This window comes from Phyllobacterium sp. 22229, assembly GCF_052056495.1.
Classification (GTDB): Bacteria; Pseudomonadota; Alphaproteobacteria; order Rhizobiales; family Rhizobiaceae; genus Phyllobacterium; species Phyllobacterium myrsinacearum.
Window position 1 is genome coordinate 195128 of sequence record NZ_JBQEPA010000006.1, and the last position, 24239, is coordinate 219366.

At 60.2% G+C, this 24239-nt stretch carries 29 protein-coding genes; 17 read left to right on the forward strand and 12 right to left on the reverse strand.

Features of this window, described 5'->3' with window-relative positions:
* Positions 1 to 9: 9 nt before the first annotated feature.
* The gene (locus tag ACTJJ7_RS09645) at positions 10 to 303 is read left to right on the forward strand and encodes a Dabb family protein (RefSeq protein WP_130271460.1); all 294 of its coding nucleotides are present in this window, start codon (positions 10 to 12) and stop codon (positions 301 to 303) included.
* On the opposite strand, the gene cueR is transcribed toward ACTJJ7_RS09645, so the two are convergent.
* Positions 290 to 685 carry a Cu(I)-responsive transcriptional regulator gene (cueR, locus tag ACTJJ7_RS09650; RefSeq protein ID WP_130271462.1) on the reverse strand — a complete coding sequence of 132 codons (396 nt, stop codon included), beginning with the start codon at positions 683 to 685 and terminating at the stop codon, positions 290 to 292. The two genes, ACTJJ7_RS09645 and cueR, sit on opposite strands and share 14 nt — an antisense overlap.
* 7 nt (positions 686 to 692) lie before the next feature.
* The gene (locus ACTJJ7_RS09655; protein WP_440966756.1) at positions 693 to 3062 is read right to left on the reverse strand and encodes a heavy metal translocating P-type ATPase; all 2370 of its coding nucleotides are present in this window, start codon (positions 3060 to 3062) and stop codon (positions 693 to 695) included.
* 214 nt (positions 3063 to 3276) lie between these two features.
* On the opposite strand from ACTJJ7_RS09655, the gene hisC reads away from it, so the two are divergent.
* A complete protein-coding gene (gene hisC / locus ACTJJ7_RS09660) occupies positions 3277 to 4347 on the forward strand; it encodes a histidinol-phosphate transaminase (RefSeq protein ID WP_440966758.1) in 1071 nt (356 codons plus the stop codon).
* A gap of 52 nt (positions 4348 to 4399) precedes the next feature.
* Here hisC and ACTJJ7_RS09665 read toward each other — a convergent pair whose 3' ends face one another.
* Together ACTJJ7_RS09665 and ACTJJ7_RS09670 are read right to left on the reverse strand one after the other, a co-directional pair.
* Positions 4400 to 5305, reverse strand: coding sequence for a methylated-DNA--[protein]-cysteine S-methyltransferase (locus ACTJJ7_RS09665; RefSeq protein ID WP_130271468.1), 906 nt, complete (start codon positions 5303 to 5305; stop codon positions 4400 to 4402).
* A 132-nt stretch (positions 5306 to 5437) separates the two neighbouring features.
* Complete coding sequence (locus tag ACTJJ7_RS09670; protein ID WP_440966760.1) at positions 5438 to 5932, reverse strand: DUF2244 domain-containing protein; 495 nt, start codon at positions 5930 to 5932, stop codon at positions 5438 to 5440.
* A gap of 34 nt (positions 5933 to 5966) precedes the next feature.
* On the opposite strand from ACTJJ7_RS09670, the gene nth reads away from it, so the two are divergent.
* Positions 5967 to 6734, forward strand: a complete 768-nt coding sequence (gene nth, locus ACTJJ7_RS09675; protein WP_245457812.1) for an endonuclease III — start codon at positions 5967 to 5969, stop codon at positions 6732 to 6734.
* On the opposite strand, the gene ACTJJ7_RS09680 is transcribed toward nth, so the two are convergent.
* Positions 6731 to 7447: a sulfate transporter family protein gene (locus ACTJJ7_RS09680; RefSeq protein ID WP_105734025.1), complete on the reverse strand. Its 717-nt coding sequence runs from the start codon at positions 7445 to 7447 to the stop codon at positions 6731 to 6733. The two genes, nth and ACTJJ7_RS09680, sit on opposite strands and share 4 nt — an antisense overlap.
* Before the next feature lie 166 nt (positions 7448 to 7613).
* On the opposite strand from ACTJJ7_RS09680, the gene ACTJJ7_RS09685 reads away from it, so the two are divergent.
* Positions 7614 to 8606 carry an adenosine kinase gene (locus ACTJJ7_RS09685; protein ID WP_130271474.1) on the forward strand — a complete coding sequence of 331 codons (993 nt, stop codon included), beginning with the start codon at positions 7614 to 7616 and terminating at the stop codon, positions 8604 to 8606.
* Here ACTJJ7_RS09685 and ACTJJ7_RS09690 read toward each other — a convergent pair.
* From ACTJJ7_RS09690 to hrcA, 3 genes are all read right to left on the reverse strand, one after another.
* The gene (locus ACTJJ7_RS09690; protein ID WP_105734023.1) at positions 8598 to 9251 is read right to left on the reverse strand and encodes a trimeric intracellular cation channel family protein; all 654 of its coding nucleotides are present in this window, start codon (positions 9249 to 9251) and stop codon (positions 8598 to 8600) included. The two genes, ACTJJ7_RS09685 and ACTJJ7_RS09690, sit on opposite strands and share 9 nt — an antisense overlap.
* A gap of 119 nt (positions 9252 to 9370) precedes the next feature.
* Complete coding sequence (gene grpE / locus ACTJJ7_RS09695; protein WP_440966764.1) at positions 9371 to 10084, reverse strand: nucleotide exchange factor GrpE; 714 nt, start codon at positions 10082 to 10084, stop codon at positions 9371 to 9373.
* 126 nt (positions 10085 to 10210) lie between these two features.
* Entirely contained in the window at positions 10211 to 11281 is a 1071-nt protein-coding gene (gene hrcA / locus ACTJJ7_RS09700; RefSeq protein ID WP_440966766.1) for a heat-inducible transcriptional repressor HrcA, read from the reverse strand.
* Between the two features lie 136 nt (positions 11282 to 11417).
* Between hrcA and rph the strand changes: the two genes are divergently transcribed.
* The 6 genes from rph to ACTJJ7_RS09730 are packed head-to-tail and all read left to right on the forward strand — an operon-like array spanning position 11418 to position 15638.
* Complete coding sequence (rph, locus tag ACTJJ7_RS09705; RefSeq protein WP_105734020.1) at positions 11418 to 12134, forward strand: ribonuclease PH; 717 nt, start codon at positions 11418 to 11420, stop codon at positions 12132 to 12134.
* Between the two features lie 12 nt (positions 12135 to 12146).
* Positions 12147 to 12554, forward strand: a complete 408-nt coding sequence (locus ACTJJ7_RS09710; protein ID WP_105734019.1) for a VOC family protein — start codon at positions 12147 to 12149, stop codon at positions 12552 to 12554.
* On the forward strand, positions 12551 to 13195 hold the full coding sequence (rdgB, locus tag ACTJJ7_RS09715; protein WP_105734596.1) for an RdgB/HAM1 family non-canonical purine NTP pyrophosphatase: 645 nt from the start codon (positions 12551 to 12553) through the stop codon (positions 13193 to 13195). Before ACTJJ7_RS09710 ends, rdgB begins: the two co-directional genes overlap by 4 nt.
* On the forward strand, positions 13195 to 14367 hold the full coding sequence (gene hemW, locus ACTJJ7_RS09720; protein WP_440966769.1) for a radical SAM family heme chaperone HemW: 1173 nt from the start codon (positions 13195 to 13197) through the stop codon (positions 14365 to 14367). The genes rdgB and hemW overlap by 1 nt, the downstream gene beginning before the upstream one ends.
* A gap of 9 nt (positions 14368 to 14376) precedes the next feature.
* Positions 14377 to 15276, forward strand: coding sequence for a 16S rRNA (cytidine(1402)-2'-O)-methyltransferase (gene rsmI, locus ACTJJ7_RS09725; protein WP_440966771.1), 900 nt, complete (start codon positions 14377 to 14379; stop codon positions 15274 to 15276).
* Positions 15273 to 15638, forward strand: a complete 366-nt coding sequence (locus ACTJJ7_RS09730) for a YraN family protein (protein WP_440966773.1) — start codon at positions 15273 to 15275, stop codon at positions 15636 to 15638. Before rsmI ends, ACTJJ7_RS09730 begins: the two co-directional genes overlap by 4 nt.
* Here ACTJJ7_RS09730 and ACTJJ7_RS09735 read toward each other — a convergent pair.
* Together ACTJJ7_RS09735 and ACTJJ7_RS09740 are read right to left on the reverse strand one after the other, a co-directional pair.
* The gene (locus tag ACTJJ7_RS09735) at positions 15635 to 15847 is read right to left on the reverse strand and encodes a helix-turn-helix domain-containing protein (protein ID WP_105734015.1); all 213 of its coding nucleotides are present in this window, start codon (positions 15845 to 15847) and stop codon (positions 15635 to 15637) included. The two genes, ACTJJ7_RS09730 and ACTJJ7_RS09735, sit on opposite strands and share 4 nt — an antisense overlap.
* A 10-nt stretch (positions 15848 to 15857) precedes the next feature.
* Positions 15858 to 16439, reverse strand: coding sequence for a DUF2975 domain-containing protein (locus tag ACTJJ7_RS09740; RefSeq protein ID WP_105734014.1), 582 nt, complete (start codon positions 16437 to 16439; stop codon positions 15858 to 15860).
* A 405-nt stretch (positions 16440 to 16844) separates the two neighbouring features.
* Here ACTJJ7_RS09740 and cysG point away from each other — a divergent pair, with 405 nt between their 5' ends.
* Genes cysG through ACTJJ7_RS09765 form a run of 5 tightly spaced genes read left to right on the forward strand, consistent with a single transcriptional unit; the run spans position 16845 to position 21610 of the window.
* Positions 16845 to 18299, forward strand: coding sequence for a siroheme synthase CysG (gene cysG / locus ACTJJ7_RS09745; protein ID WP_440966775.1), 1455 nt, complete (start codon positions 16845 to 16847; stop codon positions 18297 to 18299).
* A gap of 18 nt (positions 18300 to 18317) precedes the next feature.
* A complete protein-coding gene (locus ACTJJ7_RS09750) occupies positions 18318 to 18632 on the forward strand; it encodes a DUF2849 domain-containing protein (protein ID WP_130271486.1) in 315 nt (104 codons plus the stop codon).
* A 23-nt stretch (positions 18633 to 18655) separates the two neighbouring features.
* On the forward strand, positions 18656 to 20326 hold the full coding sequence (locus ACTJJ7_RS09755; RefSeq protein WP_130271488.1) for a nitrite/sulfite reductase: 1671 nt from the start codon (positions 18656 to 18658) through the stop codon (positions 20324 to 20326).
* On the forward strand, positions 20316 to 21071 hold the full coding sequence (locus tag ACTJJ7_RS09760; RefSeq protein ID WP_105734011.1) for a phosphoadenylyl-sulfate reductase: 756 nt from the start codon (positions 20316 to 20318) through the stop codon (positions 21069 to 21071). Before ACTJJ7_RS09755 ends, ACTJJ7_RS09760 begins: the two co-directional genes overlap by 11 nt.
* Positions 21072 to 21076: 5 nt before the next feature.
* Positions 21077 to 21610, forward strand: a complete 534-nt coding sequence (locus tag ACTJJ7_RS09765) for a DUF934 domain-containing protein (protein WP_440966856.1) — start codon at positions 21077 to 21079, stop codon at positions 21608 to 21610.
* Between the two features lie 10 nt (positions 21611 to 21620).
* Here ACTJJ7_RS09765 and ACTJJ7_RS09770 read toward each other — a convergent pair whose 3' ends face one another.
* Both ACTJJ7_RS09770 and ACTJJ7_RS09775 read right to left on the reverse strand, forming a co-directional pair.
* A complete protein-coding gene (locus tag ACTJJ7_RS09770; protein WP_440966777.1) occupies positions 21621 to 22181 on the reverse strand; it encodes a L,D-transpeptidase in 561 nt (186 codons plus the stop codon).
* 155 nt (positions 22182 to 22336) lie between these two features.
* Complete coding sequence (locus tag ACTJJ7_RS09775) at positions 22337 to 23275, reverse strand: nucleoside hydrolase (protein ID WP_440966779.1); 939 nt, start codon at positions 23273 to 23275, stop codon at positions 22337 to 22339.
* A gap of 112 nt (positions 23276 to 23387) precedes the next feature.
* Between ACTJJ7_RS09775 and ACTJJ7_RS09780 the strand changes: the two genes are divergently transcribed.
* Positions 23388 to 23810 (forward strand): Hsp20 family protein, encoded by a 423-nt coding sequence (locus ACTJJ7_RS09780; protein WP_105734593.1) that lies wholly within the window; start codon positions 23388 to 23390, stop codon positions 23808 to 23810.
* 143 nt (positions 23811 to 23953) lie between these two features.
* Positions 23954 to 24223, forward strand: a complete 270-nt coding sequence (locus tag ACTJJ7_RS09785) for a DUF1150 family protein (protein WP_105734008.1) — start codon at positions 23954 to 23956, stop codon at positions 24221 to 24223.
* The last annotated feature ends 16 nt before the right edge of the window (positions 24224 to 24239 follow it).

Sequence of the window (24239 nt, forward strand, 5' to 3'; positions counted from 1 at the left end):
AACAAGACCGTGATCCGCCATATTGTATTCTTCAGCGCCCGCAATCCGGATGATGTCGACACGATTCACACGCGTCTCAAGCGGCTTGGAGAAATTCCGCATTCCCTCGTGTTCGAGGTCATGAAGAACACCAAGACCGATCCGATCTCGGGTGAAATCGATGTCGTTGTTTACGGCGAGTTTGCGAGCGCCGAGGCTTTGGCCGCCTACAAGGCACACCCGATCTACAGTGAAACCACAGCGGTGGTTCGCCCCTTGCGCGAACTGCGCATTTCAGCCGATGTGGTCTCTACTCTGGCCTAGTACCGGAAATACGTTCCAGAATCGGGCAGTCCGGCCGCTGGTCGCCATGGCAATGGGCGACCAGGTGCTGCAATGTGTGCTGCAGTTCGCGCAGTTCGGTGATCTTGCGCTCGATTTCCTTCAGCTTTGTTCTGGCGATGCTTTTGACATCGGAGCTCGCGCGGTCCTTGTCTTCGTAGAGGGCCAGAAGCTGGCGGCATTCCTCGACGGAAAATCCCAGCCCGCGCGCGCGTTGCAGGAAACGCAGCTTGTGGACATCCGACATTGAATAATCCCGGTAGCCGTTGTCCGACCGGTCGGGTTTCAACAGCCCGATATCCTCATAGTAGCGGATCGTTTTGGCCGGCAGGCCCGATTTTTCCGATGCATGGCCGATATTCATGGCAACCTCACAGTTTCAATGCGCGCAGGCGCAACGCATTGGCAATGACCGACACGGAGGAAAGGCTCATTGCCGCTGCCGCCAGCATGGGCGAAAGCATGGCGCCGAAGACGGGGTAGAGAACGCCTGCTGCAACCGGTACGCCAAGCACATTGTAGATAAAAGCAAAGAACAGGTTCTGCTTGATGTTGCGGATGGTTGCATCGGCGAGATGACGGGCACGGACAATGCCGTTGAGATCGCCCTTCACCAGGGTAATGCCCGCGCTTTCCATCGCGACATCGGCGCCCGTGCCCATGGCAATGCCGACATCGGCCGCGGCAAGCGCTGGAGCATCGTTTACACCGTCACCGGCCATGGCGATCTTTGCGCCCTTGGCCCGGAGCTCGTCGACCAGCCGTTTCTTGCTCTCGGGCATCATGTCGGCACGCACTTCATCGATGCCGAGCTGGGCGGCGACCGCCTGGGCGGTGATCTGGTTGTCACCCGTCGCCATGATGATGGTGAGGCCGGCCTTGTGCAGCAGGCGGATCGCCTCGGCCGTCGTCGCCTTGATCGGGTCGGCCACCGCGATAATGCCGGCGGCCGTGCCGCCAACCGCTATGAACAGGACACTCTTGCCGCCGGTCCGCAGTGCATCGGCCTTCGCGCTCAGGGCGGATATGTCGGCGCCGGCATCCTGCATCATGGCCTTGTTGCCAAGAGCGACGGACTGCCCGCCGATACTGCCGGAAACGCCCTTGCCGGTTACCGCTTCGAACGTCTCGGCCTTGAGCAAGGTGAGAGCGCGGGCTTTTGCGCCGTCGACAATGGCTTCTGCAAGCGGATGTTCCGAACCTTTTTCGAGGCTGGCGGCAAGAATCAGCAACTGGTCGTCGGTCAGCGCGCCTGCCGTCACGATATCGGTGAGTTTGGGCTTGCCTTCGGTGAGGGTACCGGTCTTGTCCACGATCAACGTGTCGACACCGGCAAAACGTTCCAGCGCTTCCGCATCCTTGATCAGGACACCGGCCTGCGCGCCGCGCCCGGTGGCGGTCATGATCGACATGGGCGTTGCCAGGCCAAGCGCGCAGGGGCAAGCGATAATCAGCACCGAAACGGCCGCGACAAGGCCGTAGATCATGCCAGGTTCCGGTCCGAACCAGGCCCAGGCGATGAACGAGACGATGGCAACGAGAACCACCGCAGGCACGAAATAGCTGGCAACGCGGTCTGCCAGACCCTGAATGGGCGCGCGGGAGCGTTGGGCGGTGGCGACCATGCCGACGATCTGCGACAGGACCGTATCGGCACCCACCTTTTCCGCCTTGATCAGCAGCGTGCCGTTGCGGTTGAGCGTACCGCCGGTCACCCCATCATTCTCAGTCTTTTCAACCGGCAGCGGTTCGCCCGTCAGCATGGATTCGTCGATGGACGAGCGGCCTTCCAGCACGATGCCGTCCACCGGCACGCTGTCGCCCGGACGCACCCGCAGCCGGTCGCCGGCCACGACCTCGTCCAGCGGGATATCGCTTTCCGTTCCGTCCGCAGCCACACGGCGCGCGGTTTTGGGCGCAAGGTCGAGCAGGGCGCGAATAGCGGACCCGGTGCGTTCGCGCGCCTTCAGCTCCAGGATTTGTCCGAGGAAGACAAGCGTAACGATAACCGCCGCCGCCTCGAAATAAACCGGCACGCTGCCGCCATGCATGCGGAAGGCATGCGGGAAAATGCCGGGGACGAGGGTTGCCACGACACTGAAGGCATAGGCTGCACCGACGCCGATGGCGATGAGTGTCCACATGTTGGGGCTGCGGTTGACAAAGGACGCCCAGGCGCGTTCGAAGAAGGGTATGGCCGCCCACAGGACAACGGGGGTGGCGAGGGCCAACTCCAGCCAGATCGCACGGCTTTCGCCGATCCAGTCGCGGGGCAGGCCAAGCATGGGGCCCATGGTGATGAAGAGCAGCGGTATGGAACAGAGCGCGCTGATCCAGAACCGGCGGGTGAAATCGACGAGTTCAGGGTTTGGACCTTCATCTCCGGTGGGAATGCCCATGGGTTCGAGCGCCATGCCGCACAGCGGGCATGACCCTGGATGGTCTCTGACGATTTCCGGATGCATCGGACAGGTATATTGGGTTCCCGCCGGCATCGGCTTTGGCGCTGGCCTGCCGCCGAGATAATCCTGTGGCGCTTTTTCGAATTTCGCCATGCAGCCGGCCGAGCAGAAATAATAGGTCTCATTGTCGTGCTGCAGGAAATGCTTTGCCGTTGCCCGGTCCACGCTCATGCCGCAGACCGGATCACGCGTGACCTCGGCCTGCGCCGCGTGCGTGCTGCAACAGCTGTGGCCGTGGGTGCCATGGGCGTGATTGTGGTCGTGATGGTCATGTTTCATGATGGAACTTTCGACATGTACGGGAAGATAGTGCTGCAAAGGTAATTCTTCCAGTAACTGGAAGGTCAAGGCCTGCCCGAAAGTTTCTGCAGCACAGCGCAATGGCTGGGGATTTCGATTGTTGCAAAAGCCGGTTTTTGCCATGGTAGGGGAAGCAACACGCACTGTTCGCTTGAATCGTGATCACCCCGCCAAGGCAGTACTGGACATTTTGATGAGCCGTTTTTGGAGCCCCCTCGTGCACACATTGACCCCGTATGTCGCGGGCGAGCAACCGGTGCTGCCCGATCTGACCAAGCTGAACACCAATGAAAACCCATATGGTCCGTCACCGCGCGCATTGGCGGCCATAACAGCCGAGACGACGGAAACGTTGCGGCTTTATCCCGATCCAACGGCGCACAGGTTGAGAGAAGCCATCGCCAAAAGCCATGGGCTTGATGCCAATCACATCTTTGCCGGCAACGGATCTGACGAAGTGCTGGCCCATGTTTTCCAGGCACTGCTCAAACACGACAAGCCTTTGCTGTTTCCCGATATCACCTACAGTTTCTTCCCCACCTACTGCCGCCTCTACGCAATAGATTTTCGGGCTGTTCCGCTCGATGACACGATGGCGGTGCGCATTTCCGACTACCGGCAGCCATGCGGTGCGATCATCCTGCCCAATCCGAATGCTCCCACCGGCACAGCCTTGCCCCTGACGGAAATCGAGGCATTGCTTATCGATCACCCGGATCAGGTTGTGGTGATCGATGAAGCCTATGTGGATTTTGGTGCGGAGAGTGCCATTCCTCTGGTTGCGCATTATCCCAATCTGCTCGTGACCCAGACGTTTTCAAAATCGCGCGGCCTTGCTGGTCTGCGCGTTGGCTTTGCCGTCGGACAGCCTCCGCTGATTGAAGCACTGCAACGGGTGAAGGACAGTTTCAACTCCTATCCCCTCGACCGTCTCGCCATCGCGGGAGCGGTTGCCGCGTGGGAGGACCGGGCATGGTTCGAAGATAAGCGCGATCGGATTGTGGCCACGCGGGAAAGATTGTGCGCCGCCCTGCGCGCGCTGCAGTTTGAGGTTCTTCCCTCGGCGGCCAATTTTCTGTTTGCACGCCATGCTACGCTAGCCGGCGCGCAGGTCGCTGCCGAGCTTAGAAGCAGGGCCATTCTGGTCAGGCATTTCCCGAAACCGCGCATACACGACTATCTGCGTATCAGCATCGGCACGGACGAAGAGTGTGAAAAGCTCCTGTCCGGCTTGGCAGATGTGATCGCATCGTTGAAAGGATGAAAGCCCGGCATTTCTGCCGGGCCTTGATGGGTGTCTCGGGAGGATGTGGTGATCAGCCGGAGCGGGCCATGTCGAGCTGCGTGCCGTCGCCCATCTGTCCGGCTTCCCAGCCAAGAATGGCGCGTTTGCGGGTCAGTCCCCAGTGATAGCCGGTGAGGGCGCCGGATTTGCCGACGGCGCGATGACAGGGAACCACGAAGGAAATCGGATTGGCGCCCACCGCGGCACCAACGGCGCGGGACGCTTTGGGCGAGCCGATTTCCTGGGCAATGTCCGAATAGGCGCAAGCCTTGCCCATTGGCACCTTCAACAGGGCTTCCCAGACACGCAGCTGGAAGTCCGTGCCGATCATCACCACTTTCAGCGGCCGGTCCGAACGCCATTCAGCCGGGTTGAACACCCGTGCTGCATAGGGTGAGGTGGCGCCAAGATCTTCGACATAGGTGGCATTGGGCCACCGCGATGTCATGTCTTCCATGGTTTCACGCTCGTGCCCCTGATCGGCAAAGGCAAGGCCCGCCAGCCCGCGATCCGTCACCATCACCAGCGCCCGCCCGAAGGGCGAGATATGGAAGCCGTAACGGATGACGAGGCCCGCACCGCGGGTCTTGTAATCGCCCGGCGACATGCCTTCATGGGTGACGAACAGATCGTGCAGGCGGCTTGGCCCGGACAGGCCGGTTTCCAGCGCCGTCTCCAGCAGCGGCATGCCCTCGTCAAGCAGGCGGCGGGCATGGTCGATCGTCACTGCCTGCAGAAAGCCCTTGGGCGACAGGCCGGCCCAGCGGGTGAAAAGCTTCTGCAGGGCCGTAGGCGAAAGGCCTGCCTCCCTGGCCAGGACCTCGAGCGATGGCTGGTCGCGATAATCCTCGCTGATTCGCTCAATGATATGGCTGACAATGGCATAATCATTGCCCGAAGGCGTAATATCGTTCTGAAGTATGGCATGCGGTTTCATGGTCGTTACCTCATTCCGGCCTGATCCGGATGCGTTGCACCGCAAAGGCAGATCAGGTTTTCAATTCATGTTGAGTGTCATATGACCATGCAGGGGCCTGATCTGCCACCCGATTCTTGCGTGATATGAAAACTACCGGCTTTTGGCCGCCGCCAAGGCCCGGGTGAATGCCAGAGCAAAGCTTTCCCGGTCATCGGGATTGAGAAACGAGCCGATGGTCACAGCCTTGCCCTGTCCCTCCACCCGCATGGAAGTGATGCCGATTTCCGCGTGCCGCGCGACGTCAAAGCGGGTCCAGAACGGGTTGAATTCGTGCAGGTTGGTCCGGCCCGACGGCGCTACCTGCCTGATCTGCAGCGCGATCCTTGAAACACTGACCTCTTCATGCGCCTTTGCTGCGGTGTAGTTCATCCGGAAGGCAAGGTAGACCACGAGGACGTCAAGGCCGAAAAAGCCGAAAACCGGCCATGCCCCCAGCGACAGGAAGAAAAGACCGGTCAGAAAACTGCATCCGCCGATCGCGGCCATGACAATGAGAAAGCCTTTCCGGCCAAGCGACCGGTGCGGCACCAGCAGGGCGCGGAAAATTTCTTCTTCATTGCGCGCGGCAGCGTCAATTGGGTTCATTGTTTGGCTCATGACGCTTGAGTATAGAAGGGTGATGGAAAATCCCAAGAGCAAACTTGATCAGATTGACGTGAGCGGCATCGCTGAAAAGCCGGTGAAGCGGCCGCGCCTTGTCGCGGGTACGCGTTACACCGCCGATGAAATCCACGAGATTTTTCGCCGGTTCTCCATCCAGCGGCCGGAGCCCAAGGGTGAGCTTGAGCACGTCAATGCCTTTACCCTTTTGGTTGCGGTTGCGCTTTCGGCCCAGGCGACGGATGTCGGCGTCAACAAGGCCACCCGCGCACTCTTCAAGGTGGCCGATACGCCGGAAAAGATGCGCGATCTCGGCGTGGAAAAGGTCGGCGAGTACATCCGCACCATCGGCCTCTGGCGCAACAAGGCGAAGAACGTCATTGCCCTGTCGGAAGCCCTGATCCGCGACTATGGCAGCGAGGTGCCGGACAACCGCGACGAGCTGGTCAAGCTCCCCGGTGTCGGCCGCAAGACGGCCAATGTGGTGCTCAGCATGGCGTTCGGGCAGGCGACGATGGCCGTCGACACGCATATATTCCGCATTGGCAACCGGCTGGGTCTTGCGCCGGGCAAGACACCGGATCAGGTGGAAGCCAAATTGATGAAGATCATTCCGGCGGAATATCTCTACCATGCCCATCACTGGCTGATCCTGCATGGCCGCTATGTCTGCAAGGCCCGTAAGCCCGAATGCACGGCCTGCGTCATCGCGGATATCTGCAAGTCGGCGGAAAAAACAGCGGAACTGCCCGCGCCGCTGGTGCCGTTGCCTCCGCAGGTGTTTTAACGCAACGCTGCAGGCGGTTCCGACTGCGCAACCGCCTTGTGCAGATGCACCATCATGGCGGCGGCAAACAGCGGGGTTAAAAGGTTGAGGATCGGGATGGCCATGAAGGCCGCAATGACGAGACCGGCCAGGAAAACCGTCATTGCATGTTTGGACCGCAGCGCCTTGGCTTCCATTTCCGGGCGGAAGCGCATGGCGGCAAACTCGAAGAATTCCCGGCCAAGCAGGTAGCCGTTGACCACGAAGAACGCGATGATGTTGACGCCGGGAATGAGAAGCATCAGCAGCGCGATGATATTGCCGAGAATAACGATGCCGAGGAATTTCAGCGAAAGCACGAAGGAGCGCAGTACCGGCAGCGGGCGGCCCTTCGGATCGAGCGGGTAATCCGACTTTTCCACAACTTCAGCCACATCGTCGAGAAACAATCCGGCAACGATGGCCGAGACCGGCGCAATCAGCAGTGCCAGACCGAGCGCCAGGGCGATACTGGCGAATATACCGGCGACAAAGCCGAGCCACCCGGCCCAGGATGGCAGGTCCGGTATCCATTGATCGAAAAAGGGCAATGCCAGCAAGGCAAAGAGTTCCCGTAGCCCGAACCAGGCGCCGATCAGCAGAAGCACGGTCATTCCGAGTGACTTCCACAGGACAGAACGGAATTCAGGCCGGAACAGGTGACTTGCTGCGGCCTGGGCGCTGTCAAAAATCATGGTACCGTTCTTCCTTTCCGGTCTTTCCAATGTTTGGGACATAAGGCGCGCGTCCTGTAGAGACAAGGCGCCCGCGCGCATTAGGGGTAGTCAAGGCCCGCTGTTCCAGCTAGGACTTGGCGAACCAGAGGCCAAGAACTGCAATTGAATCAATCCTGGAGTTTTCATGTCGAGTTATGACGTGCTTTGCATCGGCAATGCCATTGTCGATATCATCGCCCGCACGGATGATGATTTCATCGTCAAGAACGGTATCATCAAGAATGCGATGAATCTGATCGATGCCGATCGTGCGGAATTTTTGTATGAACGCATGGGACCGGCCATCGAAGCTTCTGGCGGAAGTGCTGGCAACACCGCAGCCGGCGTTGCCAGTCTTGGCGGCCGCGCCGCCTATTTCGGCAAGGTCGCCGACGATCCGCTCGGCCATATCTTTACCCACGATATCCGCGCGCAGGGCGTTGCCTTCGATACGCGTGTGCTGAAAGCGCCGCCGCCCACGGCCCGCTCGATGATTTTCGTCACGCCCGACGGCGAACGCTCCATGAACACCTATCTCGGTGCCTGTGTCGAGCTTGGACCGGAAGACGTGGAAAGCTCCAAGGTATCGGAAGCCAAGGTCACCTATTTTGAAGGTTATCTCTGGGATCCGCCCCGGGCCAAGGAAGCCATCCGCCTGTCAGCGAAAATTGCGCATGAGCACAAGCGCGAAGTATCGATGACGCTGTCGGATCCGTTCTGCGTGGATCGCTATCGCGAGGAATTCCTCGACCTGATGCGTTCCGGCACGGTTGATATCGTCTTTGCCAACGAGGCGGAACTGAAGTCGCTGTACCAGACCGACGATTTCGAGAAGGGGCTCGATGCCATCCGCAAGGATTGCAAGCTTGCGGCCATCACCCGCTCGGAAAAGGGCTCAGTGGTTGTCTCGAAGGACGAAACCGTTGCCGTTCCGGCGATCGAGATCGCCGAGCTTGTCGATACGACGGGTGCGGGTGATCTCTATGCCTCGGGCTTCCTGTTCGGCTACACCAATGGCCGCTCATTGACCGATTGCGCGCGGTTGGGGTCGCTCACCGCCGGTCTCGTGATCCAGCAGATTGGCCCGCGTCCGGCGCAGAACCTGAAAGTGGCAGCCCAGCAGGCCGGCTTACTCTGACCGGACGATGCCGTCACGCTTGAGCTCTTCAGGCGTGCGGCCCACCTTGTGGTAGTTCGGCAGGGTCCAGCCGAAGTAAAGCGCGCCGCCGCGCACCGCAAAGGCGGTCAGGGCGGCGAGCAGGGCCGACATTTCCGGCCCTGCCGAAAGCCCCAGCAGCAGCGTATAGGCGGCGGAACCGGCAAGCGCCGCAGTGACGTAGATTTCGCGCCGCATCAGCACTGACGGTTCCCCGGAAACGATATCACGCAGCACGCCGCCGAACGTGGCCGTCAAAATGCCTGTGACCACGGCGATTGTCGGGCTGAAGCCGAGCGCCAGTGCCTTCGCCGCGCCCATGACGCTGTAGGCCGAAAGCCCCAGCGCATCGAGCCACAGCAGAAGCCGGTAGCGTGATTCCAGGAGATTGGCGGAGAAATAGACGATGATTGCCGCCGCGGCACAAACGAGGATATAGCCGGGCTCCCGGACCCAGAAGACGGGGACGCCGAGGATGAGGTCGCGCAGGGTGCCGCCGCCGATGCCCGTTACCGCAGCCAGGAACACGAAAGCGATGATATCGAGCTGGCGGCGCGAGGCAGCGAGCCCGCCCGTCGCGGCGAAAACGAAAACGCCCGCATAGTTGAATATCTGGATCGATGTCATCGGCTGTTCCCCTCCATATAAAAGGTAGAACATGACCGATACGGAGCGTAAACAGCTAAATGAAAAAGGCCAGACGCCGTTACCGGAATCTGGCCTTTGCCGTTGAGAGAACGCTGTGATTATGCGTCTTTTTCCGCCTGCGGGTTGATCGGGCCCGGCTCTGCCTGGCCTTCGCCGGCTGCCTGCTTCGGACCGCCCTTGGAGACGCCGACGAGCGCCGGGCGCAGCATGCGGTCACCGATGACGAAACCGGCCTGCGCCACCTGCAGCACAGTGTTGTGCGGCACGTCGGCGTTGGGGATTTCGTACATGGCCTGATGGAAATTCGGGTCGAAACGCTGGCCCTGCGGCTCGATCTTCTTGACGCCGTGGCGTTCCAGCGCTGACATCATCGAGCGCTCGGTCATTTCCACGCCTTCGGCCAATGCCTTGAAACCCGCATCGCCATTGGCGAGGGCATCGGCCGGAATGGCTTCGAGCGCGCGCTTCAGATTGTCGGAGACGGAAAGCATGTCGCGGGCGAAATTGGCAACCGAATAGGACCGCGCATCGTGAACATCACGGGCGGTGCGCTTGCGCAGGTTTTCCATGTCGGCGGCCAGACGCAGCAGCTGATCGCGCAGATCGCCGTTTTCGCCGCGCAACGCATCCAATTCAACGCTGCTGGCCGCCTGCGCCTGTTCTTCCTCTTCCTGCGCCATGGCATATTCTTCGGCCTTGCGCGATTTCAGAAAATCATCGGCGGCACGCTTCAGCGCATCACGGTCGCGCGGATTCTTCAGATCGCGCTGATCGAGATCGGGTGCGTCATGATGTTTCTTTTCTTCAGTCATCTATCCTGTCCGTTCATAAATCGAATGTGCGCTGGATATCGAGGTTTAGGCCATGAAAATCAAGTGCAAATGCCCGGCGCGGCGGAAGTTCGCACGCCGGAATGCCCCGGTTCAACATCCCCGGCATTAGCGCAGCAGTCTTGAGACCAGTTGCGCGGTGTAGTCCACCATCGGAACAATGCGCGCATAGTTCAACCGGGTTGGGCCGATAACGCCAAGGGCACCGATCACCCGCTGTTCCGAGTCGCGATAGGGCGCGATCACCAGAGATGAGCCGGAGAGCGAAAACAGCTTGTTCTCGGAGCCGATGAAAATGCGCACGCCCGATCCTGCTTCCGCCAGATCGAGCAGTTGTATGGTGCCTTCCTTGGTTTCGAGATCATCGAACAGATGGCGCAGCCGGTCGAGATCCGCTTCGGCGTTGATGGAATCCAGGAGGTTCCCGCGCCCGCGCACGATGAGCCGTGGCGGCTGGCCGCCACCCGTGCCGCCCCAGACGGCCAGTCCCTGTTCGACCAGGTGTTGCGACAGGGTATCGAGTGCCTGCTGGGTTTCATCTTTGAGCCGGGCAATTTCGGCGCGCGCTTCGGTGATGGTGCGGCCCTGAATATGCGCGTTGAGAAAATTCGATGCTTCGATCAGCTGCGATGGCGTCACGCCGGGCGGCAGATCGACGACCCGGTTTTCAATATCGCCGCTCTGGGTCACCAGCACCGCCAGCGCCTTGGTGGGTTCCAGCCGCACAAACTCGATGTGCTTGAGCGCGCCTTCCGCTTTGGTCGCAAGCACAAGTCCGGCACCGCGCGACATGCCCGACAGGATCTGGCTGGCTTGCGTCAGCATGTTCTCGCTCGACTGGGCGTCGCCGCCCGCCCGTACCTGCGCCTCGATGGAATTGCGCTCGTCGGAGGAAAGGTCGCCCACTTCCATGAAGGCATCGACAAAGAACCGCAGGCCCAATTGGGTCGGCAGCCGTCCCGCCGAGACGTGCGGCGCGTAGACAAGGCCGAGATGCTCGAGATCGCTCATGACATTGCGGATTGTCGCCGGAGAAAGCGCGACGGGCAGGATACGCGACAGGTTGCGCGATCCGACGGGTTCGCCGTCGCCGAGATAGCTCTCGACGATGCGCCGGAAAATATCCCGCGACCGCTGATCGAGGGACTGCAATGGTTCGGGAGTAACTGCCTTGTTCATTCTGTGTGACGCCCTTGTTCTCTGTCAGGGAATATAGGCATTGTCGGCGCAATCATCAAAGCTTTTGCTTCATGGTTCCATTTAAGCCTCCGTTGCTCTAAAAGGCCGGACAACCATATTTTCAAGAGGTCAATCCATGCGTCCTTCCAAACGAGCTCCAGACGAAATGCGCGCCATTTCCTTCGAGCGCGGCGTTTCCAAACATGCTGAAGGCTCGTGCCTGGTCAAGTTTGGCGATACCCACGTTCTGTGCACCGCCAGCCTGGAGGAAAAGGTACCGGGCTGGATGCGCAACACCGGCAAGGGCTGGGTAACGGCGGAGTACGGCATGCTGCCGCGTTCGACCGGCGATCGCATGCGCCGCGAGGCGTCATCCGGCAAGCAGGGCGGCCGCACACTGGAAATCCAGCGTCTCATCGCCCGTTCGCTGCGTGCTGTCGTGGACCTGCAGGCGCTGGGCGAAGTGCAGATCACCGTGGATTGCGATGTCATTCAGGCGGATGGCGGCACCCGTACGGCAGCCATCACCGGCGGCTGGGTTGCCTTGCACGAATGCCTGCGCTGGATGGAAACACGCCAGATGCTCAAGGTCGAGAAGGTATTGAAGGATCATGTCGCGGCGATCTCCTGCGGCATCTCCAATGGTACACCGGTGATCGACCTCGACTATGCCGAGGATTCAACGGCGCAGACCGATGCCAATTTCGTCATGACCGGCAAAGGTGGTATCGTCGAAGTGCAGGGAACGGCGGAAGGCGAGCCATTCTCGCAGGACGAGCTGCTGGCCTTGATGGGGCTTGCCCGCAACGGCATTACCCGGCTGGTTTCCCTGCAGAAAATGGCGGTCTCGTAAGCGGAAAACACCATGCAGCCATCGGGTATTCTGGAAACAGCTCTGTATGTGACCGATATCGACGTGGCTGCACGGTTCTATACCGATATACTCGGACTGGACGTTATCCTGCGGGCGGGCGATGAATCGGTCTTTTTCCGCTGCGGAGCCGGCGTCCTGATCCTGTTTAATGCGGAAAAGCTGGCGGAAAGGCCCAAAGGCGGTCTTCCCATCCCGGCGCATGGTGCCAAGGGGCCTGGTCACGTCTGTTTCCGTGCAACGCGGGATGAAATTTCCGGCTGGAAGTCCCATCTTGAGGCCAATGGTATCGCCATCGAAACTGAATTTGACTGGCCCAATGGTGCCCGCTCCCTATATTTCCGCGATCCGTCCGGAAACTCGATTGAATTTGCCGAACCGGCTTTATGGAACCTGACATGAGAACACTTGAAAAAGGCAAACTGCTCGTTGCCAGCCACAACAAGGGCAAGATCCAGGAAATGATCGATCTGCTTGGCCCCTTCGGTTTCGAAGTGGTGTCGGCGGGCGATCTCGGCCTGCCGGAACCGGATGAAACCGGCACCACATTTGAAGAGAACGCCTATATCAAGGCTTTCGCGGCGGCCAAGGCGACCGGCCTTGTCGCGCTATCAGATGATTCCGGCCTCTGTGTCGATGCGCTGGACGGCGACCCCGGCGTTTATACCGCCAACTGGGCGGAACTGCCGGATGGCAAGCGAGATTTCGCCCATGGGATGCAAAAGGTGGAAACCGCGCTGCGGGACCGGGGAATCACCGATGCCAGGGATCGCGGCGGGCGTTTCGTTTCGGTGATCTGCCTCGCATGGCCTGACGGTGAAGCCAATTATTATCGCGGCGAAGTAGAGGGCGAGATTGTCTGGCCGCCGCGCGGCACCGCCGGTTTCGGTTTTGATCCGGTGTTCAAGCCGCAGGGCTATGATGCGACCTTCGGGGAAATGACCGCCGAGCAGAAACATGGCTGGAAGCCGGGCGAAGCCGATGCTTTGTCGCATCGGGCACGGGCTTTCCAGCATTTTGCCCGTGATTGTCTGGGGGCCTGATGACCCCATTGCTGCGCGGTCAGGAGAGCGAAGGGGGCTTTGGCATTTACGTCCACTGGCCCTTCTGCATGGCCAAGTGCCCCTATTGTGATTTTAATTCGCATGTCCGTCACCAGCCGGTGGACCAGCTTCGGTTTACCGCGGCCTTCGCCCGCGAAATGGCGACCATGCGCGCGCGCACCGGTCCGCGCACGATTTCCAGCATTTTTCTCGGTGGCGGCACGCCATCCCTGATGGAGCCGGAAACTGTCGGGTCCGTGCTCAATGAGATCGCGAAGAACTGGACTGTGCCCGACAATATCGAGATCACGCTGGAAGCCAATCCGACCAGTGTCGAGGCCAACCGTTTTCGCGGCTACCGGGCGGCAGGCGTCAATCGCGTCTCGCTGGGTGTGCAGGCATTGAACGATGCGGACCTGCGGCGGCTCGGGCGCATGCACAATGTCGAGGAAGCCCTGGTGGCAATCGGGCTGGCACGCGATATTTTTCCGCGCCTGTCCTTCGATCTGATCTATGCCCGGCCCGACCAGACGATCGAGGCATGGCGCGAGGAACTGAACCGGGCCATCTCCTATGCGGCCGATCATCTGTCGCTTTATCAATTGACGATTGAAGAAGGCACGCCCTTCTACCAGTTGTGGAAAGCCGGCAAACTGATCACGCCCGACGGCGATCATGCGGCAGCGCTCTATGCGGAAACGCAGGATGTGACGGCCGGGCGCGGCCTGCCGGCCTATGAGATTTCCAATCACGCGGCACCCGGAGCCGAATCCCAGCACAATCTGGTCTACTGGCGGTATGGCGAGTATGTCGGCGTTGGTCCCGGCGCGCATGGCCGTTTCATCGAAAACGGCAAGCGTGCGGTGACGATCACCGAGCGTCACCCCGAAACCTGGGTCAGCAGGGTCGAGAGCAATGGTCATGGCGTCGTTGAAGAGGAACTGCTCACCGGCGAACAGGAAGGCGATGAATTCCTGCTGATGGGCCTACGGCTTGTCGAAGGCATCGATCTTGCCCGCTACGAGCGGCTGACCGGCCACGGCGTCAAGGAAAAGCGCGTGATTTCCTTGGCTGAACAGGGTCTGATCGAATATATCGGCAACAGCCGCATCCGCACGACGCCCGAAGGCGCTATCGTTCTGAATGCGGTCATTGCCGATCTGGCAGCGTGAGGGTGCGGCGTGTCTGACGGGGAAACCAGGGAACGGGACTATCAGATCGGCAACACGGCGTTTCGCGCCCGGCCGCTCGAGCCGGCGCTTTACATCGTCGCCACACCCATCGGCAATCTCGGCGATATGACGCTGCGCGGCATCGAAACCCTCGCAGCCGCCGATGTGATCGCCTGCGAGGATACACGCGTCAGCCGTGTTCTTCTCGACAGATACGGGATTTCCCGGCGTCCCTATGCCTATCATGAACACAATGCCGGGGAAGCCGGGCCAAAGCTGATCGAAGCCCTGCTTTCGGGGAAAAGCGTGGCGCTGGTATCGGATGCGGGGACGCCGCTGGTCTCCGACCCTGGCGGGCGTCTCGTACCGGAAGCCAAGGCTGCCGGTATCCGCGTGGTGCCTATTCCCGGCGCATCCTCGGTGCTGGCGGCGCTGACGGCCTCGGGGCTGTTTACCGACAGCTTTTACTTCGCCGGGTTTCTGTCGTCGAAACAGGGGCAGCGCCGGTCGAAACTTGAATCCCTGAAGACGCTGGATGCTGCGCTGGTCTTCTTTGAATCGCCCAATCGTGCCGCGGCGACGCTGGCGGATATGGTCGAGGTGTTCGGCCCGAAGCGGCAGGCATCGCTGTGCCGCGAACTGACCAAAACCTACGAGACGGTGGTTACCCTGCCGCTGGTGGAACTGGCGGCGCAGTTCGATGGCGAAGACCGGATCCGCGGCGAGGTGGTTCTTGTCGTGGGACCGCCCGAGGGCGATCAGAACATTGCCCGCACCGACGATGATATCGATGCGCTGCTGCGCGCACTGGCACTGGAAATGCCGCCCTCCAAGGCCGCAGGTGAAGCATCACGCATGACGGGCCGTCCGAAGGGCGAACTCTATCAGCGGTTGCTCGCAATGAAATGACGGGCGCGGGCAAGCGACACAGGGCTTACCGGCGCGGCCACTCCGCTGAGTATTTCGCCGCGCTTGCCCTGATGCTGAAAGGCTTTCGCATTGTCGCGCGGCGCCACCGCACCAAACAGGGGGAGATCGACCTCATTGCCCGGCGCGGCGACCTTGTCCTCATTGTGGAGGTGAAGGCCCGTCCGACACTCGAACAGGCGATGGAGGCGGTGACCTGGACCGCCATGCAGCGCATTGAGGCGGCTGCCGATCTCTGGCTCGTGCGTCAGCCCGATTATGCAAACCTGTCATTGCGCTATGATCTCGTGGCGATTGTGCCGTGGCGCTGGCCGGTGCACGTGCCGGCCATTTTCACCGCCTAGCTCTCCTCCTTGTCGTAGCGCATGAGATCGCCGGGCTGGCAGTCGAGATAGTCGCAGATGCGCTCCAGGGTTTCGAAGCGGATGCCTTTCACCTTGCCCTGTTTGAGCAGGGACAGATTGGCTTCCGTTATTCCGACATGTTCCGCCAGATCCTTGGATTTCACATTGCGCTCGGCCAGCATGACATTGAGCCTGACTTTGATGGGCATGGGCTGATCCTCAGACGAACTGGGCATTTTCATCGGCTATCGCGATGGCTTCGCGCATCACCCAGGCAATGACGGTGATGGTTCCGGCAAACAGCAGCCCAAGCAGCATGTCCGAGCTGATGCCTATGGCCAAAGCACGCTGCCCGGCCGGGTTGGTCCAGGTCAGGATGAGCGAGAGGGCGGAATAGGCGAAGGGCTGAAGGAGCGTCGATACGAAGACCGCCATTGCAAACGCACGCAAGCTGCCAACGGTTTCGGCCGTGAAGAACTGTTGTCTGGCAAAGCCGTCAAAGCAGCGCCGGGCCTGCCCCAATCCCCAGATCAACGCTGCCAGCGGCAGCATCGAGACGAGGAAGGCAAGAAGACGTGTCGGGAAACCAAGGTTTCCGGCTCCGGCTGCCGGCAAACCGGCCGAAGCCAGAATATCGGCCTGCGGCGTCGCAAGCCAGTAGCAGAGCGTTCCGGCAGTCAGGACGACCGATGTGGCGAGATACAGGCCGGACATGATTTTGCTGAAACGCCGGATGCGCTCCGCGCGGTGAGCCGGCGTGCGTCCAGTCGTTGGTATATCAAGCGAAGAAAGATTGCTCATGGGGCACCTCTGTGAATTTTCTTCTGTAAGGATAGCAAGAAATTATCGTTTTACAATAATAAATTTTCGCGATACGAATTTTGAACCAGCGCAGGAGGTTTTGATATGTCCCCTTCTCTCGCCGGATATGCACAATGGACTTGCATTTCTGCATTAACACGATAAAAGTAGTCGTGTATCAAACCGCCACCGCTTGATCCGGTGCCGTTTGCTGTCGCTTGTCCCGCCTTGCTGGTCCCGGCAAAGGCTGGGAGGCATTTTCTTGCAATGCATGGAAAGAGAATCCGCTTGTTCCGGGATTTTCAGAAATTCTATGCTCCGCCGTTCGATTCGGCGCACTTCTGTTCCTTATAAAGCGCGGTCCGATCAACGATAATCCCAGCATTCACCGGGATTGTCTTGCTCATGTCTTTTCATGCCAACCAGCTTTCTGTCTTTCCTGCCTTCTTCCGCGTGCGGAATGAAGTGGTTGTGGTTGTCGGCGAAGGCGAAGAAGCACTGAACAAGGTTCGGCTTCTGGCGCAGACAAATGCGATGATCCGCGTTGTCGCTGCGGAACCCGAACAGGACCTTGCCGATTTCATCCGCGCTGGCCGTCACGAGCATATCGCGGACATTTTTTCTCCAAAGCACCTCTCCGGTGCAAAGCTGGCCTTTGTTGCCACGGGCGATGAAGCGCGCGACAGCGCCATTGCCGCCGAGGCACGCCGCCAGCATGTTCCGGTCAATGTGGTCGACCGTCCGGAACTTTGCGACTTCTTCACCCCCGCCATCGTCAACCGTGCGCCGATTGCCATTGCCATTGGCTCGGAAGGCACAGGCCCCGTGCTTAGCCAGATCATTCGCGCCCGTATTGATGCCGCGTTCTCGCCGCGCCTGGGTGATCTTGCCCGTCTCGCCAATGCCTATCGTCCGGCCGTTGAAAAGCTGGTGAAAAAGGGCCTGCCACGGCGCCTGTTCTGGCGCTCCTTCTTCTCGGGCGATGTTGCCGGCAAGGTCTACAACAATGATCTCGACGGTGCCCGCCAGGCTGCCGGGCTGCTCCTCGACAATCAGGACGAGCCGAAGGGCTATGTCTGGCTGGTCGGCGCAGGCCCCGGCGCTGAGGATTTGCTGACCCTGCGTGCGCACCGCGTTCTCATGGAAGCTGATGTCATCGTTTATGATGCGCTGGTGCCCGAGGCAGTCGTTTCCATGGGCCGCCGCGACGCAGCCCGGCTGTCGGTCGGCAAGCGCAAGGGCTGCCATTCGAAAAGCCAGGCGGAAATCAACACACTTCTCGTTTCGCTCGGCCGTGAAGGCAAGCGCGTCGTGCGCCTCAAATCCGGCGATCCGCTGGTCTATGGCCGTGCCGGTGAGGAAATGGCGGCGCTGCGGTCCGCCGGTATCCCCTTCGAGATCGTTCCCGGCATCACCTCGGCCTTTGCCGCGGCAGCCGATATGCAACTGCCTCTGACCCTGCGTGGTGTCGCATCCTCCCTTGTGTTCACTACGGGTCATGACATGGCAGGCGAGGTGCTGCCCGATTGGGCGCGCCTCGCCATCTCAGGCGCAACCATCGCGGTTTATATGGGCCGCAGCGTTGCAGCCTCCGTCGCCGAGCGCCTGATGCGTGCCGGTCTGCATGCCGATACCGGCGTGGCGGTGATCGAAAATGCCGGACGTGCGGATCGCCGCATGTTCCATGGCACGCTGCACGATTTGCCGGCGCTGGAACAGCGCCCCGACCTGGATGGCCCGGTCATGGTGGTCATTGGTGACGCCGTGGCTGGTGCGGCGATCGACAAGGCCGAGCCGCTGGCCATCCGCACCCCAACCTCTTCGGTGGCAGCGCGCCGCCTTCAATCCAATGCCGCTTGATTGCGAAGGATGATGATCATGAGTGTTAAAGTTCTCACCGCAAACCGTCTGACCGATGGCGAAGCCGTATGGCTTGGGGCCAACGGCGAATGGCTCGATCACATTGACGGTGCCCTCGTGGCCCGCCATGCGGAAGCAGCGGCGGCGCTGGAGGAAGCGGGCAAGGTGGCGATCAAGTCCAATCTTGTCATCGACGTCAATGTCATTGATGTGGAAGAGCGCGGCGAACATCTTTATCCGGTCCGCCTGCGCGAGCGCATCCGCCAGCTCGGCCCCACCGTCCGTCTTGACCTTGGCAAGCAGGCGGAAAAGCCTGCGGCAAACGCTGCTTAACTGATAATTGAAGGCCTCGCAGAATGTATCGTTACGATGAGTTTGACCACGCGTTTGTTTCCGCCCGTGTTGAACAGTTCAAGGATCAGGTCGAACGCCGTCTTGCCGGTGAGCTGACCGAGGACCAGTTCCGGCCGCTGCGGCTGATGAATGGCGTCTATCTGCAACTGCATGCCTATATGCTGCGCGTCGCCATTCCCTACGGCACATTGTCGTCGCGTCAGATGCGCAAGCTTGCCCATATCGCCCGCACCTATGACCGCGGTTATGGTCATTTCACCACGCGCCAGAACCTTCAATACAATTGGCCCGCCCTCAAGGACATGCCGAAAGTTCTCGATGAACTTGCCGAAGTCGAGATGCATGCCCTGCAGACGTCAGGCAATTGTATCCGCAATGTGACCGCCGATCACTTTGCCGGTGCTGCCGCCGATGAGGTTGCCGATCCGCGCCCCTACGCGGAAATCCTGCGCCAGTGGTCGTCGATGCATCCGGAATTCTCCTACCTGCCGCGCAAGTTCAAGATTGCCGTTACCGGCGCCGAGCGTGACCGTGCTGCCATTCAGGTGCACGATATCGGCCTGCACCTGAAAAAGAATGCGGCGGGCGAGATCGGTTTTGCCGTCTATGTCGGCGGTGGCCAGGGCCGCACGCCGATGGTTGCCAAGAAGATCCGCGACTTCCTGCCCGTCGAGGATCTGCTGACCTATACCACGGCGATCATGCGCGTTTACAATCTGAACGGGCGCCGTGACAACAAGTACAAGGCGCGCATCAAGATTCTCGTGCATGAAACCGGCACGGAAGAGCTGACCCGCCAGGTGGAAACCGAATGGCTGGCGCTGAAGAACAGCGACCTGAAGCTGCCGCAGACGGATGTCGATGCCATCGACAGCTACTTCCGTCCGCCGCACCTCCCGCAGCGGCCGGAAGGCTGGTCGGCACTGGCCAGCGCGCGCAAGGCGGATCATGTCTTTGCCGCCTGGGTCGACCAGAACGTGACACCGCACAAGAACCCGGATTACGGTGTCGTGACCATTTCCCTGAAGCCGATCGGCGGCATTCCGGGCGATGCCACCGATGCCCAGATGGATCTGGTTGCCGATATTGCCGAACAGTTCTCCCAGGACGAAATCCGCGTCAGCCACGAGCAGAACCTCATTCTGCCGCATGTGGCGATCGCCGATCTGCGCATTGTTTACGATCTGCTGCTGACCGACAGTCTCGCCACCGCCAATGCGGGGCTGATCACCGACATCATTTCGTGCCCTGGTCTGGATTATTGCGCGCTGGCGACAGCCCGCTCTATCCCGGTTGCCCAGCGCATATCGGAACGCTTTGCCGATCCGGCGCGCCAGGCCGACATCGGCGAGCTCAAACTGAAGATATCGGGCTGCATCAATGCCTGCGGCCATCACCATGTCGGTCATATCGGCATTCTGGGCGTTGAGAAGAAGGGCGAGGAACTCTACCAGATTTCTCTCGGCGGCTCCGGTGACGAGGTCTGCACCATCGGCGATATCACCGGGCGCGGCTTCTCTTCCGAAGAAATCGTCGATGCGATCGAGACCATTGTCGACCGCTATCTCGAAATCCGGACGGACAAGGAAGAAACCTTCCTTGCCGCTTACCGGCGCCTGGGCGCTGCTCCCTTCAAGGATGCGCTCTATAGCGAGGCTGCCAATGCTGCTTGAAACCAATGCGATCACCGTTGCGGACGAGGCGCGTGCGCTGGAAGCCCGCCATGGCAATCTCGACCCGGCACAGATCATCGAACTGGCGATTACCCAGCTCTTCAAACAGGATATCGCCGTGGTTTCCTCTTTCGGGGCGGAATCCTCGGTGCTTCTGCACCTGATCGCGCAGGTGGATCGCGCCCTGCCGGTGCTCTTTCTCGAAACCGGCAAACATTTCCCGGCAACCCTGCGCTACCGCGACCAGCTCGTGCACGAACTTGGCCTGACCGATGTGCAGGACATCCACCCGCTCAAGCAGAGCCTGAAAGACGAGGATCCTTTCGGGGCGCTGTCCATGACCAACAAGGACCGCTGCTGCTATATCCGCAAGGTCGAGCCGATGGCCCGTGCTGTCGCGCCGTACCGCGCGTGGATGACCGGGCGCAAGCAGTTCCAGGCCTCGACACGCACGGCACTGCCGGTGTTCGAGTCCGTGGGTGCGCGCGTGCGCATCAATCCGCTGGCACGCTGGACCTCAGCGGACCTGAAGGCCTATATGGCTGCCAACCAGTTGCCGCCGCACCCGCTTGTTGCGGAAGGCTACCGGTCCATCGGCTGCATGCCCTGCACGTCCCCGGTGAAGGACGGCGAAGATGACCGTGCTGGCCGCTGGGCAGGCACCGATAAAACCGAATGCGGTATCCACCTGACTGGCCTTACCGACCAGTTGAGCAATATTTCCCTGACGGATTCGAATCTATGAGTGACATGTCTGAAAAGCCCGAGAGCCAGCTTTGGGGCCGCGAGGGTTTCCGCGAGGACCCCTATATCACGGCTGAAACGCTGGAGGAGGCAGGCGATGCCCCGGCGGTCATCCTGCCGCTGGCCGTCTGGCTCGGGCTTGATGAGGGCGTGCGCAATGCGACCAACCGGCGGATCGGCGTTTCCGTCGCGCCCGGCGAAAGCATCGATCCGCTTCTGCCGTTGCTCGGTTCAATCCCTGTGATTGCGCTGCAGTTTCCAGCCTTCAATGACGGCCGCTCCTATTCGAAGGCCGAGGTCCTGAAGGATCGCCATCAGTACCAGGGTGAACTGCGTGCGGTCGGCGATGTGCTGATCGATCAGGTCGCCTATATGCTGCGCACCGGCTTTGACACGCTGAAGGTCACCCACGCGGTGACGTTGACACGCCTCGCCAACCATAACCTGCACGACACGCCGGTCTATTATCAGCCGGGCCGCGGCTCCCACACCAGGGCGGGCACCTATAGCTGGCGCCGCGTGCCCGACACGCGCTCCTGAACGATCCGGTTCACAGGACGACGACCGCGGTTCCCAGGGGAACGCGGTCGTACAGGTCAACCACGTGCTCGTTGATCATGCGGATGCAACCGTTGGAGACGGCCTTGCCGATCGACGAGGGTTCGGTGGTGCCATGGATGCGGTAATAGGTGTCGCGGCCATTGCGGTAGAGGTAGAGGGCGCGGGCCCCCAGTGGATTGCTGCCGCCGCCGGCAACCCCGTCCGCATAGCGGGCATATTTTTCCGGCTGGCGTTTGATCATGTTGTCCGTCGGCTGCCAGCGCGGCCATTTGGCTTTGCGCCCCACTTCCGCCGTTCCCGAGAAGGCCCGTCCGGCCCGTCCGACGCCGATGCCGTAACGGATGGCTGAATACTCATCCTCGACGAGGTAGAGAAAGCGGTTGCGCGGATCGATGATGACGGTTCCGGCCTCTTCATAGGTCGGGTAATCAACGATTTGCGGCATGTATTCCGGGTTGAGGATAAAGGATTTCCTGGGTTTTGCCGAAGCTGCCCGAGGCGCGGCAACGGTCACCATCAATCCGCAGAGGAACGTCCGTCGTGTCAGCATATCGATCCCAACAGGCTTGAGCGCAGCCCTTGCGGGCCTTCCGGTCACGGGAGGATTATGCGCGGAAATTGCTGACTGAAGGTTTACGCCGACTCACCTTTTCGTGATGAAACAAGGAGATAGGTCCGGCGGCGGGCTGCCGGACCTGCTTTGGTTCAGGGAAGACGGGCGATGCGTTCAATCAGGAGGTCGAAGAAACCCTCATCGTTCACATCGCGTATATAAAAGGCGTTTTTCGGCCTGTCGGTCACGCCCCACCAGTCGACGACGGTCATGCCGAGGGTAAGGTCTGACGCCGTTTCCACGACGACATTGCAATGCCGCCCCTTGTAAAGCTCCGGCTTCAGGAGATAGGCAATAACGTTCGGATCATGCAGCGGGCCGCCATCGCTGCCATATTTCTCTTCATCGAACCGCTCGAAGAATTCCAGCAGCTCCGCGGACGCAGCGCCGGACCGGGTTCCCATGGCGCGGAAGCGCTCAATCCGCCTGGCGCTGGTCAAAGCCTTGTGCGTCACATCCAGTGGCAGCATCACGATGGGTACACCCGATGTCAGCACGATGTGGGCCGCCTGCGGATCGACATAGATGTTGAATTCGGCCGTCGGGGTGATGTTGCCGCCCTCGAAAAAGCCGCCGCCCATCAGCACGATTTCGCGGATGCGTGTGGCGATCTGCGGGGCGCGGATCAGAGCCTGGGCAATATTGGTGAGGGGACCGAGCGGACACAGGGTCACACTGCCGCTCTCCTGCGTCAGCAAGGTCTCGATGATGAAATCGACCGCATGCTGGTCCTGCAGAGGCATGGCGGGTTCCGGCAGGTCCGGGCCATCGAGACCGGTCTTGCCGTGGACGTTTTCAGCCGTGACCAGCGCGCGCATCAGGGGCCGGTCGGCACCGGCAAAGACCTTCACATCCGTCCGTCCTGCTAGTTCACAGATCTTCCGGGCGTTGGTTTTGGTCAGGTCCAGGGGAACATTGCCGGCAACCGCCGTGATTCCCAGAACATCCAGTTCCGGGCTTGCCAGCGCCAGAAGGATCGCCAGCGCATCGTCCTGGCCGGGATCGGTGTCAATTATGATTTTCCGCGTCATCTCTTGCTTTCATTCTCTTGAAGTCTGCTTGCCGATCGACCATATCAAAGGACAGAAGGGAAATGCCATCTCCGGGTTTCTCTTTTCGGTCGCTTTTCTGAGGACTGCACAGATGACACGAATGACACCGTTTTCAAGCCCTTTGCTGCTTGGTTTCGACACGATGGAAAAGACGCTGGAGCGTATCGCCAAATCCGGTGATGGCTACCCGCCCTACAATATCGAACGCATCCACGCCGACAGCGGCCGGGAACAGCTTCGCATCACCCTCGCGGTCGCCGGCTTCTCCAATGACGATCTCGAAGTGACGACAGAGGACAATCAGTTGGTCATCCGCGGCAGGCAGGCCGATGAAAGCGAACGGGAATATCTGCATCGTGGCATTGCCGCGCGCCAATTCCAGCGCATTTTCGTTCTTGCCGATGGAATGCGCGTGAGTGCTGCTACATTGAAGAATGGGCTTCTGTCGATCGATCTCGACCGTCCGGAACCCGAACGATTGGTCAAACGCATCAACATTGCAGTTCAGGACTAGCGCATAACCCCAAAAATCACTTCGATTTTTGGAAAGGATTATGCGCCACTAAAGGGCTACTGCGTCCTTTATGCGTCCAGGTGGACGCATGGCGCAGTAGTGTGGCTCTAACAGGACGGGGCCTTTGGAAGGACTGTCCGAATATGGAGGCTGATATGCAAAATACTGTTTCGAAGAATTTCCTGAGTGAACTGGAATTCTCGCGTCTTGGCGCCGGACAGGTCGCCTATATGCGCAAGGTGAAGACTGACGATCTCGCCACCAGTTTCCCAGCATTGCCGCCGATGACACCGGGTGTCGAGCTCTGGGCGCTCTTTGCCGCCAATGGCGACCCCATCGTGCTTTCCGATGAACGCGACAATATCCTTGTCGGCGCGCAGGAACACGAGCTGCAGACAGTCATGCTGCAGTAACAGCCGTCCGGTCGAC